This is a genomic window from Xanthomonas nasturtii (genome assembly GCF_001660815.1).
Lineage (GTDB): Bacteria > Pseudomonadota > Gammaproteobacteria > Xanthomonadales > Xanthomonadaceae > Xanthomonas > Xanthomonas nasturtii.
Window position 1 is genome coordinate 70,503 of sequence record NZ_LYMI01000014.1, and the last position, 15,567, is coordinate 86,069.

General features: G+C 64.4%; 10 protein-coding genes. 4 read left to right on the forward strand and 6 right to left on the reverse strand.

Features of this window, described 5'->3' with window-relative positions:
* Positions 1-69: 69 nt before the first annotated feature.
* From A7D16_RS07070 to A7D16_RS07090, 5 genes are read right to left on the reverse strand one after another with little or no spacing between them, the layout of a single operon-like run.
* The gene (locus A7D16_RS07070) at positions 70-1,254 is read right to left on the reverse strand and encodes an endo-1,4-beta-xylanase (protein ID WP_064631169.1); all 1,185 of its coding nucleotides are present in this window, start codon (positions 1,252-1,254) and stop codon (positions 70-72) included.
* Positions 1,255-1,304: 50 nt separating this feature from the next.
* Positions 1,305-4,067, reverse strand: a complete 2,763-nt coding sequence (gene galB / locus A7D16_RS07075; protein WP_064631172.1) for a beta-galactosidase GalB — start codon at positions 4,065-4,067, stop codon at positions 1,305-1,307.
* Positions 4,068-4,108: 41 nt separating this feature from the next.
* Positions 4,109-5,524: a glucuronate isomerase gene (gene uxaC / locus A7D16_RS07080; protein WP_064631174.1), complete on the reverse strand. Its 1,416-nt coding sequence runs from the start codon at positions 5,522-5,524 to the stop codon at positions 4,109-4,111.
* A 59-nt stretch (positions 5,525-5,583) separates the two neighbouring features.
* Positions 5,584-6,576, reverse strand: coding sequence for an endo-1,4-beta-xylanase (locus A7D16_RS07085; protein WP_064631175.1), 993 nt, complete (start codon positions 6,574-6,576; stop codon positions 5,584-5,586).
* Between the two features lie 9 nt (positions 6,577-6,585).
* On the reverse strand, positions 6,586-7,902 hold the full coding sequence (locus tag A7D16_RS07090) for an MFS transporter (protein ID WP_064631177.1): 1,317 nt from the start codon (positions 7,900-7,902) through the stop codon (positions 6,586-6,588).
* Between the two features lie 462 nt (positions 7,903-8,364).
* Here A7D16_RS07090 and A7D16_RS07095 point away from each other — a divergent pair, with 462 nt between their 5' ends.
* The 4 genes from A7D16_RS07095 (at position 8,365) to A7D16_RS07110 (ending at position 14,967) form a co-directional block, all read left to right on the forward strand.
* The gene (locus tag A7D16_RS07095) at positions 8,365-11,298 is read left to right on the forward strand and encodes a TonB-dependent receptor (RefSeq protein ID WP_064631179.1); all 2,934 of its coding nucleotides are present in this window, start codon (positions 8,365-8,367) and stop codon (positions 11,296-11,298) included.
* Positions 11,299-11,539: 241 nt separating this feature from the next.
* Positions 11,540-13,027, forward strand: a complete 1,488-nt coding sequence (locus A7D16_RS07100) for an MFS transporter (protein WP_064631181.1) — start codon at positions 11,540-11,542, stop codon at positions 13,025-13,027.
* 33 nt (positions 13,028-13,060) lie between these two features.
* Positions 13,061-14,095 carry a glycoside hydrolase family 43 protein gene (locus A7D16_RS07105; protein ID WP_064631183.1) on the forward strand — a complete coding sequence of 345 codons (1,035 nt, stop codon included), beginning with the start codon at positions 13,061-13,063 and terminating at the stop codon, positions 14,093-14,095.
* A gap of 338 nt (positions 14,096-14,433) precedes the next feature.
* Positions 14,434-14,967, forward strand: coding sequence for a lipocalin family protein (locus A7D16_RS07110; protein WP_064631185.1), 534 nt, complete (start codon positions 14,434-14,436; stop codon positions 14,965-14,967).
* Positions 14,968-15,045: 78 nt separating this feature from the next.
* On the opposite strand, the gene A7D16_RS07115 is transcribed toward A7D16_RS07110, so the two are convergent.
* Positions 15,046-15,399, reverse strand: a complete 354-nt coding sequence (locus A7D16_RS07115; protein WP_064631187.1) for a ribonuclease E inhibitor RraB — start codon at positions 15,397-15,399, stop codon at positions 15,046-15,048.
* Positions 15,400-15,567 lie beyond the last annotated feature (168 nt).

The window sequence follows — 15,567 nt, forward strand, 5'->3', positions numbered from 1 at the left end:
CAGTCCTGTCTCAAGGTGCGGGCATGATGCCATCATGCGTGTGCAGGCTGCTGCGCGGGTTGGCGGCCGCTAGCGGACGTCGCTCGCCGCCGGCACCGCCAGCACCGCATCCAGCGCCGGTTTGGGCTGATGATTGCGGTCGAACAGCAGCGGATAGTTGCTGCGGCCAGGCACGGGGTAATCGTTCTTCCACGACATGGCATCGCTCACGCCCCACACGCTGACGCGCGTGAGTTTGTCGCGCTTGCGCCAGAACAGTGCGAACAATTCGGCGTAGCGGTCGCGCAGTTGCGCCTGCACATCGGCAGGCAGGCCATCGCGATACGGGTCGAGGAAGCGCTTGAATTCCGGCAGTTGAAACTGTTTGTGCGCCATGCCGCTGCCGATGACCTGGCCTTCCTTGGTGAGCGGCAGCACGTCGATGTCCAGCTCGGTGATCATGACCTTGACGCCAAGCGCGGCGTACGCATCGATGGCGTCTTCGATATCGCGCAGGCTGGGGTAATTCAGGCCCCAATGACCCTGCATGCCCACGCCATCGACGCGGATACCGGCCTGCTGCAGCATTCTGACCATGCGCACGATGCCATCGCGCTTGGCAGGCCGCCATGCATTGAAGTCGTTGTAGTAGAGCTGTGCATCGGGCGCGTAGCGCTGCGCAAAGCTGAAGGCATTGCGCACCACCGTGTCGCCGTCGCCAATGCGCTGCACCCAGTTGGTCGAGCGGTAGCTGCCGTCTTCGTCGATGATTTCGTTGACCACGTCCCAGGCTTGCACCTTGCCCGTATAGCGCCCGGCCACCGTTTGGATATGTGCGCGCATGCGCTCCAGCTGTTGTGCAGGCGTATTGGGTTGACCATCGGCGGTGGTGAAAAACCATTCCGGCGTCTGGTTGTGCCAGACCAGGGTGTGGCCGACCACGAACTGCTGGTTGCGTTGTGCGTAGGCCACGAACGCGTCAGCGGCACTGAAATCGAACACGCCGCGCTGTGGTGCGAGCACTTCGGCCTTCATCACGTTCTCTGCGGTGACGGCATTGAAGTGGCAGGCCACCAGCGCGGCAGATGCGGCGTCGTGGCCGGAGACGATCTCGGCATTGACCGCGGTACCGAGCAGAAAGCCATCTGCATATGCATGCTTGAGCGAGGTGCCAGCGGTGCCGCACGCGGCCAAAGCCTGCGCCGTGAGCAACCCACTCACGCACGCCACAAGCAGTGCCAGGCATCTGCTGCGGCGAACGCCTTGATTGTGCATGGCAGAAGCTCCGTTGAGGTGCCGCAGGGTTCGATTGCACTGTATCGCCATCACTGCACCACCAGCTGTGTCTGTGCGCTTTGCAAGGTGTCCGATTCCACGTGCACGGTGATCGTGCCGCGCGCCCCGGTTTTCGCACGCACAATCGCCAGGCATAGCCCGTTGAACGCGTTGCGTTGCGAGGAGGCGAACACTTCCAGGTTGGTGGGATCGCCGTTGTCGGTGGCCACCAGTTCGCCGGGGCCGTCGATGCGGAAACGCAGGCGGTCGCCGGCGGTCGGTGCAGGACGTCCCTCGCGGTCGAGCAGGCGCACGCTGACAAAGCTCAGGTCCTGTCCGTCGCCACGGATGTTGCTGCGGTCCGGCGTCAGCTGCATGCGTGCGGCGGGGCCTGCGGTGTGCACGCGCTCGCTCGCCCACGGCTTGCCGTGCTTGTACGCCTGCACGCGCAGTTCGCCGGGCTGGTACACCACCGCGTCCCAGCGTAGCCGGTACTGCAGCGGTGCCTTGCGCTGGCGCCCCTGCGAGATGCCGTTGACGAAGAGCTCGGCCTCGTCGCCGGAGGTAAACACATGCACGGGCGTGACCTGTCCTTCGCGCCCTGGCCAGCTCCAATGCGGCAACAGATGCGCCACCGGCACCTCTGGCCGCCAGCGCGATTGATACAGCCAGTAGCGGTCCTTGGGAAAACCGGCCAGATCGAAAATACCGGAGTACGAACTGCGCGAACTGTAGTAAGGCGTGGGTTCGCCCAGGTAATCGAAACCGGTCCAGACGAACTCGCCGGCGACATAGGGGTGCCGATCCAACGCGGCGAACACCTTGTCGGCGCTGGAGCCGAAATCCACCGCATGCAGCTCGTAGGCGCTGACCTGATGCGCCACAGGGTCGCCCCCACGGCCATCGCGTACCGGTGCGCTGTTGTCCGGCGTGACCGGAAATAGATACACGCCGCGGCTGCTCAGTGCCGATGCGGTCTCGCTGCTGAGGATGGCCTTGTGCGGAAACCGCGCATGAAACGCCGGATACTGCGGCTGTTTGCGAATGCGCTCGGTGCCTTCGAACTCGGGCGCATCGCGAATACCTTTGCCTTGGTAATTGAGGCTGATGACATCCAGCGCAGCCGGTAGCGGCATCTCGGGCGAGGCGTAGTTCATCGCCACCGTGGCCGGGCGTGTCGGGTCTTCCTCATGCACGATGGCGTGCAGCGTGCGTGCGATCGCTGCGCCCTGTTCGCCGGTGTATTGCTCGCCGACCTCGTTACCCACGCTCCACAGCACCACCGAAGGATGGTTGCGGTCGCGCCGCAGCATCGCGCGCAGATCCGGCTCGTGCCACTGCGCAAATACCAGATGGAAATCCAGCGGGGTCTTCTTCATCTCCCAGCTGTCGAACACTTCATCCACCACCAGCAGGCCCATGCGGTCGGTGAGCTCCAGCAACTCCGGTGCAGGCGGGTTATGGCTCATGCGAACGGCGTTGGCACCCATCTGCTGCAGCAATTGCAGTTGGCGCTCGGCCGCGCGCACGTTGAACGCCGCGCCGAGTGCGCCCAGGTCGTGATGGTTGTTCACCCCACGGATCGGCACATGTTCGCCGTTGATCAGTAGCCCCTTGTCGGCATCGAAGACGATGCTGCGGATGCCGAAGCGGGTTTCGTAACGGTCCACCACACGCCCGTGCTGGCTGACCTCGGTGATGGCCACATAGCGATGCGGTTGCTGTGTGGGTGGCGGCCCCCACAGACGCGGCGCCTGGATGCGGGCGCTGCCTTGCACGCGCGCGGAGCCATCGGCAGGCACGCTGACCGGCTGTGCTGGAATGCGCGCGACCGGCGCGCCGCTGGGCGTGCCGCTTGCATCGTCGAGCAGATAGATCGCCGTGTTCACCTGCGCCTGTGCCGCGCTGCGCGCTGTATTGTCCAGCGTCACCGCCAGCTGCACCTGCGCAACATCCGACGCCACCTGCGGCGTGGTCAGCTGCGTGCCCCACTGGGCGATATGCAATGGCGCCGCTTTGGTCAGCCACACATTGCGATACAGTCCGCCACCGGGATACCAGCGCGCAGACTCGGGCGGGTTATCCAGGCGAATGGCCAGTTGATTGCGCTTGCCCGCAATGGCGTACGGGGTCAGGTCCACGCGCCAGGAGCTGTAGCCGTACGGCCAGCCGCCGACAAGTTTGCCGTTGAGCCAGACCGTGGCGTACGCCATCGCGCCATCGAGATCCAGAAACAGCGCGCGGCCGCGATCGCTGGCCGGGATGTCCAGGCTCTTGCGATACCAGCCGATGCCCCAGCTCGGCAACCGCCCCATGCCACCGTACGGCCCATCGGCCAGGAACGGCCCGGCAATGGCCCAGTCATGCGGCAGGTCTACGGTTTCCCATGCGCTGTCGTCGAAGTGCGGCTGCACGTAAGCCACCGTGCTGCCCGGGTTGCCCGGTGGGCGTGTGTGCCGCTGGGCCGGATCTGCGATCAAGCCGTTGGCGGTGGGCAGGATCCACGGTTTGAGCACGCGCACGGCCGCCGTATCGACGTGCTGCGCCTGTTCGGGTTGCGCATCGGCCACCTTGCCGTCTTCGCTGCGTATCACCTGTGGGCGTACCGCGTAATCCAGGGTTTCCTGGTTGCCGGGCGGGTCGCCACGCTGAAAGCGCCACTGCGCGTTGAGCGATATACGTTCGCGCGGGGTATCGGCGCTGGCGTGTGGTGCGGCCGCTGCGGGCAATGCGGGCAATGCGGGCAATGCGATGCAGAGCCAGGCAAGCGCTGCGCAGGCGCGTCGCGCGTGGTGCGCGAACAGGTGCCGCATCGTGCCGGTGCCAGCAGCGCTGCAAAGCCTTTCGCGCCGCTTCACAACCTGTACGCCTGCTTGGGCAGGCGATATGCCAGATCGATCGCCACCTCGAGCGCCTCGTCCTCTTCCAGCCGATGCTCGGCCACCAGTTTGGCGAGGAAGGCGCTATCCACACGCCGCGCCACATCGTGCCGCGCCGGAATGGACAGGAACGCGCGCGTGTCGTCGTTGAAACCCACGGTGTTGTAGAAACCGGCGCTGGCCAGGGTCTGTTCGCGAAAGCGCCACATGCCTTCCGGCGCGTCATGGAACCACCACGCCGGGCCGAGCAGCAGCGATGGGTAATGCCCGGCCAACGGCGCCAGTTCGCGGCTGTAGCTGGTCTCGTCCAGGGTGAACACGATCAAGCGCAAGCGCGGGTCGTTGCCGTAGCGATCCAGCAATGGCTTCAACGCATGCACGTAATCGGTGCGCATCGGAATATCGGCGCCCTTGTCGCGCCCGTAGGTGTCGAACACCTGCCGGTTGTGATTGCGAAAACAGCCCGGATGCAGCTGCATCACCAAACCATCGTCCAGGCTCATTGCCGCCATTTCGGTCAGGACCTGTGCGCGGAACAGCTCGGCCTGCTCCGGCGTTGCAGCACCGCGCACCACCGTGTCGAACAGGCGCTGCGCCTCGGCCGGCGACAGATCTGCGGTGGCGGCGCTGGGGTGCCCATGATCGGTCGAGGTGGCACCGTGCGCAGCGAAGAACGCACGCCGTTGCCGGTGCGCACGCAGATAGCCGGGCCAGCTCAGCACGTCCTCACCGGTGAGCGCGCCGAACTGCTGCAATGCACCGGCAAAGTGTTCGTGTTCCGGGTCCACCACCGGGTCGGGGCGATACGCAGTCACCACCCGTCCCTGCCAGCCGCTGGCGGCAATGGCCGCATGGTGCTGCAGCGGATCCAGCGGCGATTCGGTGGTGGCGATCACCTCGATGTTGAAGCGCTCGAAGAGCGCACGCGGGCGAAAGCCCGGCGTCTGCAGCGCAGCAGTGATGTGGTCGTAGTAGTGATCGGCGGTGCCGGCATCGAGCCGGATGCGCAGATCGAACACGTTGTGGAACACATGATTGAGCCACAGCGCCGACGGGGTGCCACGCAACAACGTGTAGTGCTCGGCAAACACACGCCACGCCGCACGCGGGTCCACTGCTGCGCGCGTGCCATCGGCGCGTGGGATGCCCAGCGCATCCAGGCCGATGCCCTGGCTGTACAACATGCGGAACACGTAGTGGTCCGGCACCAGCAACAACTCGGTGGCGTTGGCGAACGGCGCATTGCCGGCGAACCACGCCGGGTCGGTGTGGCCATGCGGGCTGATGATCGGCAGGTTGGCGATCTGCGCGTACAGCCTGCGGGCGATTGCACGCGTGCCGGGGTCGGCAGGCAACAGGCGGTCGTCGTGCAGCGTCAGGGGTGAGGGCATTGGCATGAGTCAGGACACCGGGCAAAAACGTGTGTGGGCGCTGCGCGTTGCAAGAGCAGTCATGGCGCAGGCGTGCCGGGGTGCGCAGCCACGTAATCACGCAGCCACGCCAGCGCGGGCCGCTCGCTGCCATTGGCGCGAATCAGATATGCCGCTTCCTTGTCCCGCCACAGACCGGGCCGAAACCCCCACAACGTGATGCCATGCACTGCCGGGTGTTCCCAGAACACCGGAAACACGCGTTGATAGTCGGCCAGCTGCTGCGCATCGGTGGGCCCGTCCAGATCGAACTCGGTGATGTAGATCGGCAGGCCGGTGGCGGCCAGCGCATCCAGATTGTCGCGATGTACCGACATCGCCACGTTCGGCGTGGTCTCGAAGGCATGCTCCTGTACGCCGATGGCGTCGATCAGGTGCTCGCGCTGCAGCAGCCGTACGATCTGCAGATATTTCTGCGTGGCCTGCGTGCTGTTGGTGATGCTGTAGTCGTTGATCATCAGCTTGGTTTGCGGAAAGTGCTGACGCGCAAGCCGAAACGACTGCAGCACCCATTCCCAACCGCTATCGCCGTTTCCGCCCAGTGCCTGCAGGTAGTTGCCGCCGCCGGTATCGGCCTTGCTTGGCGGGTCGTTGAGCGGTTCGTTCACCACTTCCAGCAGCGCGATGTCCGGGTAGCGCTGCGCAACGGCGGCAAACCATTGCTCGATCTCGCGACGCTGCTCGGCCGGCCGCAAGGTCTTGATCCACTCCGGCTGCTGGTTGCCCCACACCATCACATGCATCTGGAACGGCAGGCCGTTGGCCTGCGCGAACCGGTAGGCGGCGTCGAGCGTGCTCCAGTCCATCTGGTCGCGCACCGCCTCCACGGTGCCCCATTTGCCGCCATTCTCCGGGGTGAGCTTGTTCCAGTACTGCACAAACCCGGGCGCCTGTTGCGGGGCATAGGCACTGCCCAGAAACTTGGATGCACCGGCCGCCAACGGCGCGGCCTGCGCGGTCGGTGCGTGGCTTGCCGCCAACAACACGGCCAGGGTGAACAGGCGCAGATGCATGATGATTCCTCAGGACGAAGAAGGCGTTGCAGTGGTTGCCGGCAGCTGCGCCGGGTCCAGTCGCGGCACCAGAGAGTGCACCACTGCCAGCGCCAGCAGATAGGCCGATCCTGCCATCAGGAACACCGGCACATAACTTCCGGTCGCCTGTAGCAAAAAGCCGATGAAGGTGGCAATGAGCATGCCGCCCACCGCCCCGGCAAACCCGCCGATGCCCACCACGGTAGCCACCGCATGCCGCGGAAACATGTCCGAAGGCAGCGTAAACAGGTTGGCCGACCAGCCCTGGTGCGCAGCCGTGGCCAGGCCGATCAGCGCCACCGCCAGCCACAGGTTGTCGGCACGCGCGGCAAACACGATGGGCACGACCGAAATCGCGCAGATCAGCATCGCGGTCTTGCGTGCGCGGTTGACGCTCCAGCCGCGCGCGATGAAACGCCCGGCCACCCATCCACCGGCAATGCTGCCGATATCGGCCAGCACGAAGATCACAATCAGTGGCGCGCCCAACTGCAACAGGCTCAGGCCGTATTCGGCGTGCAGGAACTTCGGCAACCAGAACAGGAAGAACCACCAGATCGGGTCAGTGATGAGCTTGCCCAGCACAAATGCCCAGGCTTGGCGATGGCGCAGCACCTGCAACCACGACAGCCGGCGTTGCACCGGCTCATGCGCATCGCTGCGGATATGCGCCAGCTCTGCGGCCGACAACCCGGGTTGTTGCTCGGGCGGGTGATAACTGAACCACCACACCGCCAACCAGGCGGCACTGAGCACCCCGGTGAACAGGAATGCCGCCTGCCAGCCCCAGGCGGTGGCGATCAACGGCACCAGCAATGGCGCAACGATGGCACCGATATTGGAGCCGGAATTGAAGATGCCGGTGGCCAGCGCACGCTCGCGGCGCGGGAACCACTCGGCCACGGTCTTGAGCGCTGCGGGAAAATTGCCGGATTCGCCAAGGCCCAGAAAAAACCGCGCAATCGCAAAGCCAAGCACGCTGGTAGCCAACGCATGCCCCATCGCCGCAAGGCTCCAGATACCGATCGCCATGGCATAGCCAAGCCGGGTGCCGAAGCGGTCGATCACCGCACCGCTGCACAGCAAGCCCAGCGCATACGCCGCCTGGAATGCGGTGACGATGTAGCCGTACTGGATTTCGTTCCAGCCGATCTGCGTCTGCAGGAACGGCGCCAGCACGCCCAGCACCTGGCGGTCCACATAATTGATGGTGGTGGCCGCCAGCAGCAAGGCGCAAACGCGCCAGCGCACCCGGCCCAGCCGTGCCGACGCAGCGGCAGGCGCAACGGTGGGCAGCTCGCTCATGCGTGTGGCCTGCACCACCGCAGCGGATCGCCTGCGGCCTGCACAGGTTGCACGGCGCTGTGCATGCGTAAGCCAGCCAGCTGCCAGCCGGGCGCATCGCTGCCGCGTTGTTCGGTTCGATTCATCGGCCACTGCACCTGCACGAAGGTGGCCTTGCGCCACGGGTGATAGCGCTACCATTACCACGGCATTGCGATAAATCCATCGCGCAGTGCAGCACTGCGCCACCGTATGCAGGCGCTTGGGCGCTGGTTTCCGCGCCCGCGCCGGCTGCTTGCGGCCATGCCCACGCACCTATGCTGCCCTGCAGCGTGATGTTCCGAATTTGGTAGCGCTAACATCCAGCGCACTGATCGTCCGTCTCCCCCATCGCACCATCGTCGCGCCGCTCACCGGCAGCGGCACTCCCTGCGCAGGGGCGATGCGTAGGACATCTGCTCACCTGTTAGGGAAGGGATTACGGTGAAGAACAGCTACGCACGTACCGCGTTGTCCTGCGCGTTGGGGTCCATCCTGCTGGGCATGGCCAGCACCGCCGCCTGGGCACAATCCACCGACGCCGACAGCGCCGCGCAAACGCCACCGGCCGCTGCCGGCAACGCCGATGCAGTGACCCAGCTGGACACCGTCACCGTCTCCGGCTACCGACGCAGCATCCAGTTTTCCACCGACGCCAAGCGCGATTCGGTGGGCTTTGCCGACACCGTGTTTGCCGAAGACATCGGCAAGTTTCCGGACATGAATATCGCCGAGTCGCTCAACCGCATTCCCGGTGTGCAGCTGGCGCGCGACGTCAACGGCGAAGGCCTCAACATCGCCATCCGCGGCCTGGGCACCAGCTTCACCAAGACCACGCTCAACGGCGCCAGCATCGCCACCGCTTCGATCGGCTTGAATGCGCAGAACCAGAATCGCGAAGTCGATCTGAACCTGTTTCCCACCGAATTCTTCACCCAGCTCACGGTGAGCAAGACGCCCACCGCCAGCATGCTCGAAGGCGGCGTCTCCGGTGTGGTGGACATGCGCAGCGCGCGTCCGTTCGATCGCCCCGGTGTGCACTTCACCTATCAGGCGCAGGCCGACTGGAACAGCACCAGCGAAAAGACCACTCCGCGTGGTGCGTTCATGGGCAGCTGGACCAATGAAGCAGGCACGCTCGGCGCGTTGTTCGGCGTGGCGTCGGTGCGCAGCAAGCTCGGCGTGCGCGGCTTCGAGAGCGTGGGCTGGACCAACCCCGGCCTGACCTACACCCAGTGCGGTCTCACCCCGCCCGCGGGCACGCCGGCCACCAATCAACCGGCCGCCTGCAACGTCAATGGCGGCGGCAACTGGCGCATTCCCGACCGCGTGCCGGCCACCGCCGGCAGCGGCCTCACCACCGGCGAAACCATCGACGCGGCGTGGCTGCTGGAACGCAACCCGGGCCTGAGCATCGACCAGATCAGCGATGCCTTGATTCCGCGATTAGGCCGCCAGGTCTACATGAATGGCGATCGCGACCGCGATGCCTCGGTGATGTCGCTGGAATGGCGCCCCTCCGACAGCATGCATTTCTACCTGGATACGCTGTATTCCGAAGCCAAGCGCACCACCGAGCGGATCAGCATGAATCTGATCGGCCGCAACGGCAACATGATTCCACTCGGCATGCAGCTGGACCAGAACAACGTGGTCACCAGCGCCACCTTTGCCAATGCGCAGTACTTTCTGGAAGCGCGCCCGTACCGCGAAGAGGTCAAGTTCTGGAGCGTCAATCCCGGCGCGGAACTGCTGTTCGGTGCCGAGCAGGACATCAAGCTCAATGTGCAGGCCAATGCCACGCGCAGCTGGCTGGACCGCGAATCGCCCAGCATCCTGGTGACCTCGCCGTTCACCACCGTGGACTATCGCAACCAGGGCGGCGACCGCCCCTCGATCAGCAGCCCGCTGGATCTCAACGACCCCAACCTGGGCTGGGGCTGGAACGGTGGCCGGGTCAATATCCAGAACGAAAAGCGCATCACCGAAACGCGTGGCGGCCGCGCCGACCTGCAGTTCGGCGAAGACAAGCGCAACATCAAGATCGGCGCCGCCTACGACCAGGCCGAGCGCACCATTCGCGGCTTCGACAACAGCGTGGCGTGGGAACAGGTGGTGTGCCGCGGCGGTGGCGGCAACGTGTGCAACGGCGGGCCTGGCTCGGCGATACCGAATTCGGCACTGGCCGGCTATTTGCGGCCAGGCCCGGACGGCTTCATCACCGCCGATTTCGGCCGCTTCCTGCGCGACACCAACTATTACCCACTGCGCGATTCCGCACCGGAAACCAACTCCGCCAACACTGGCGCTTCGGCCGGCGGCATTCGCGAGAAGAACCTGGGTTTCTACATCGAAACCAATGCCGAAACCGAAGTGTGGAACCGCACGCTGCGCTTCAACGCCGGCGTGCGTTACGTCACCACCGACCAGACCATCACCGGCCCGGTCACCATCAACGGCATCCGCCGCGTGCAGGTGCTGGATTCGGATTACAAGGAAACCCTGCCCTCGTTCAACGCCGCCTGGGATGTGGCCGACAACGTGGTGCTGCGCCTGTCCAGCTCGCGCACGCTCACCCGGCCGGATCCGAGCGCGATGTTGCCCAACACCAACTTCAGCGACCCCTCCGCGCAGACCGCAACCCAGGGCAATCCGAACCTGGCGCCGTACCTGTCCACCAATGTGGATTTTGGCGGCGAGTGGTACACCGGCGGCGAGGGTTATGTGGGCCTGACGCTGTTCAACAAGCGCATCAGCGGCTTCACCGTCAATGGCGTGCGGCGCATTCCGTTCAACGACCTGGGCGTGCCGTACGAGAGCCTGCTGCCGATCCAGCAGGCCGGGCTGGACCAGCGCGGTGGCCCGAACGCCGCCACGGTCGATGTGCAGACCCAGGTCAATGCCGATGGCGTGCTCAACATCCGCGGCACCGAAGCGATCTGGGTGCAGCCGCTGGACAAGCTGGTCGACGGCATGGGCTTCAGCGTGAACTACACCCATGTCACCCAATCCTCCGAAGGCGAAGGCATTCCGGCAGTGGCGGTCGGCGTGGCGCCGAACCTGTGGAACGGCACCGTGTACTGGGAGAAGAACGCCGCCTCGGTGCGCCTGTCCTACACCTGGAACGACGACATGGTGATCTCCGGCGCCAATCAGAACGGCATCCCGTACGCACGCCTCAACGCCGATGCACGCGGCCAGCTGGATCTGTCGGCCAGCTATGCGCTGGACTGGCTGCCGTCCAAGCCGCAAATCACCCTCAACGTCACCAACATCACCGACGAGCCGCTGCGCACCACCTACGCCTGGCCCAACGCCACCTACGATCTGTACGAGCCCGGGCGCACGGTGATGCTCGGCATCCGCGGTACGTTCTGAGCGTGCGCATCGCCATGACGACGCAGATGCCGGGCCGATGCGGCCGCGCCACCGCACGCGCGTGGCCTTGCCGCATGCTCCGCGCAGCGCGCGCCGTCGCCCCCTCCCTGGCGACGGCGCGCACGGTTTTGCTGGACACTTCAGCCGCCATGCCTGCTGCCGCGATCCGGATGGGTCGCGGTCAGCAGCATGGCGCGCGCCGCGGCGTTTTCCGCAGCATTCTTCGAGCCCGCCTCACCTCATGAACGATCGGTCACAGCAGCTCTCCGTGCGCGAAAAGATCGGCTACAGCCTGGGCGACCTGGCGGCCAATCTGATCTTCCAGACGCTGGTCACCTTCCTGGCGTTCTTCTATACCGATGTGTTCCGCATCCCGGCGAGCGCGGCGGCCACGTTGATCTTCGTGGTCGGCCTGCTCGGCGCGTTCGTGTTCACGCCCATCATCGGCATCCTGGCCGATCGCACCCGTACCCGCTGGGGCAAGTTCCGCCCGTGGATCCTGTGGACGGCACTGCCGTTCGGCGCATTGTCGCTGGCGGCGTTCAACACGCCCGACCTGGGCGAGCACGGCAAGATCACCTACGCCTTCGCCACCTACACCTTGCTGATGCTGGTCTACGTGGCCAACAACCTGCCGTATTCGGCGTTGAGCGGCGTGCTCACCGGCAGCATGGAGCAGCGCAACAGCCTGTCTGCGTATCGTTTTCTGGCGGTGACCTTCGCGCAGTTCATCATCCAGGTGTTGCTGCTGCCGCTGGTGCTGATCCTGGGCAATGGCGACAAGGCGCAAGGATTCCGCAACACCATGGCGCTGTTCGCGGCAGTCGGCACGCTGTGCTTTCTGATCACCTTTTTCACCACCCGCGAGCGCGTGCTGCCGATCGCCGAACAACGCAGCAGCGTGCGCCAGGACCTCACCGACCTGGTGCGCAACAAACCCTGGCTGGTGATGCTGGCACTGACGATTTTGGTCTTCATCAATCTCGCCATGAAGGGCGGGATGTACATCTACTACTTCAAGTATTACCTCGACGCCGGTGCGCTGACCCACTTTCTCGACGCAGCAGGATTCAACCGCTTCATTGCTGCCATCAACAGCGTGCTGACCGGCGCCGGCATGAGCGCCTTGCAATGGCCGCAGGACGCACCGACCTCGGCCTTCAGCGTGTTCAGTGCCGGCGGCATCGTGGCGATGATCGTGGGCATCGGTTTTTCCAAACGTCTGGCCGACCGCTACGGTAAGCGCAACGTCTTCGGCGGCGCGCTGCTGATTTCCACGCTGTTTTTGCTGGCGTTCTACGTGTATCCGCCAAATGCGATTGGCTGGGTATTCGCCTCCTACGTGCTGCACGGCTTTTTCTACGGCATCACCATCCCGCTGCTGTGGGCGATGATTGCCGACGTGGCCGATTACTCGGAGTGGAAGAACCACCGCCGCGCCACTGCGATTATTTTTTCGGCAATGTTGTGCGGCCTGAAGATCGGCCTGAGCGTGGGCGGCGCGCTGGTCGCCGGCATCCTGGCGTTTTACGGCTATGACGCAGCACTGCCGCAGCAGAGCGCGGCGGTCACCGACGGCATCCGCCTGGCGATCAGCGTGTATGCGTCCCTCCCTTTCCTGCTCGGCACCGCGCTGCTGGCGCTGTACGAAATCGACAAACCGCTGGAAACCCGCATCGAACACGAACTGGGCGTGCGCCGTCAGGCCGTTCCATCCGCTTCGCCGTGATGTCTCTCTCCCACCTCATTCACAGGTACGCGCATGTCCGATGAACTGGAAGCCGCTGCATTGCAGGCGCTGACGCGCACCGCCATTTCCGCACCGCTGGTCACGCACCTCTACACCGCCGACCCGTCCGCACATGTGTTCGACGGCGCGTTGTACATCTATCCCTCGCACGACATCGATGCCGGCGTGGCCTTCAGCGACGACGGCTCGCATTTCGACATGGCCGACTACCACGTCTTTCGCATGGCGCATCCGCACGCGCCTGTGGAAGACCTAGGGCAGGTCCTGCATGTCCGCGACGTGCCTTGGGCACAGCGCCAGATGTGGGCACCGGATGCGGCGCAACGCAACGGCAAGACCTACCTGTATTTCCCGGCAAAACGCGCCGACGGCATCTTCCAGATCGGCGTTGCGGTAGGCGACCAGCCGCAAGGCCCGTTCGTCGCCGAACCCGAACCGATCGACGGCAGCTACTCGATCGACCCGGCCGTGTTCGCCGACGACGATGGCACGCATTACCTGTATTTCGGCGGCATCTGGGGCGGCCAGCTGCAGCACTACCGCAACAACGCTTACGCAGATACGCATCAGGAACCGGTGGGCGACGCGCCCGCACTCGGCCCGCGCGTGGCGCGCCTCCATGACAGCATGACCGAACTGGCCGAGCCCACCCGCGAGATCGTCATCTTCGACGAACACGGCGCCCCGCTTTGCGCCGACGACCACGCCCGCCGCTTCTTCGAAGGCCCCTGGGTCCATCGTCACGCCGGCCGCTATTACCTGTCGTATTCCACCGGCGACACCCATCGGATCTGCTACGCCACCAGCGATTCACCCTACGGACCCTTCGTCTATCAAGGCGTGCTGCTCGCACCGGTGGTCGGCTGGACCACGCATCACTCCATCTGCGCCTTTGACGGCCAGTGGTATCTGTTCTATCACGATGCCAGCCTGTCGCAGGGCCAGACGCACCTGCGCAGCATCAAGATGACACCGCTGCAGCACGATGCCGATGGCAGGATCGCCACGATTTACCCCTACGGCGCCGATGCGGTGTCGCCTTGGTGAGGCGCCATTGGGTAACTGCCTGCCGGGTTGCATCAAGCCCGTCATCGCTCGACCGCTGTCACTGAACGAGGCGGGCTGTTACCGCTGCGGTTTCAAGGCACGTCGTGATTCTCACTGCGACTTCTTGGACCTAGCGCAAACGGCTCCCTAGTCGAACATTTCTTTGCATGCGCAACGCCTACCTCTGGCGCTTCAACGCCGCCATGCTGTGGCGAGCGCGACCGTCATGTCCTGCCAACGACTGTGGCGCCAAGCCGGCACTGCACCACATGAGGTTGCATCCGGACGCACCGCAACTCCGTAGGTTCCTGCATCTGCCCTTTGAGTTGGAGAGTGCCATGCCACGTCGTTCGATGCTGTTGTTGCTGACGCTCGTGGTCTGGGGGAGTGCAAGCGGCAGCGAAGCGGGCTCCGCCCTGCCCCGCGCAGATAGCGTCGACGTGCCACGCTTCATGGGCGATTGGTATGTGATCGCACACATTCCCACCCGGCCCGAGCGCAAGGCCTATGACGCGGTGGAGAGCTATGCGCTGCGGCCGGACGGCCGCATCCAGACCACCTTCACCTTCCGCAAGGGCAGCTTCCAGGCGCCGCTCAAGTCCATGCATCCAGTCGGCCAGGTTGCAGAGGACGGCAATGGCGCGCTGTGGAGCATGCAGTTCCTTTGGCCGTTCAAGGCCGAGTACGTGATCGCTTGGTTGGATCCAGGCTATACACAGACCATCGTGGCGCGTAGCAAGCGCGACTACGTCTGGTACATGGCACGCACCCCGCAGGTGTCCGATGTCGACTATCAGCAGGCTGTCCAACGCATCGCCGCCATGGGCTATGACGTGTCGCAGCTGCGCCGCGTACCGCAGTCGCAGCACTGATGCGGTAACGCGGTAAGGGTGCAACGAGCTCAGCGATGCCGATGACTGCGCATCGCCACCTCTCGCACACTGGCTGCGTCAGGCGTCCTTGTCATTCACGGAAAACTCCCAGCCGTCATTCAAGCCACCCAGGGGCTTGGCCTCCGTTGCCAACTCTTCCTCGAATGCACAAATCGCCTTGTACGTCGGCACCATGGTCGGATACACGGTGACATCCATCGGAAACGCCGTGTTTTCCGGGTAATGGCAGCAACGCACCTTTTGCTCGAAGCGCAGCATCGTCACCGAAAACGCCAATGCCGACTCCTTCGTGGGGAAGACCACGGAGAACGCAATCTCGCGCGGCGTCGAAACATCCACCCCTTGCTGGGCGATGTGCCAAAGGGTGTCGCCGTTATCGTCGTTAGGATACATATCCGGATTTCGTTGCATGGGGGCTTCTGTTTTTTGGGCCCATGGGCCGAGGAGGAATTCTAGTGCACTGAATCCGAGGAATCGGATGTGATGCGTCGAGTTGGATCAGCGAAGGTCCATTTCAGCGGTTTTGGGTTTTTGTTGTACTGGCGGATGTAGCGCATGAGCTTCTTATCGAGGTCTTTG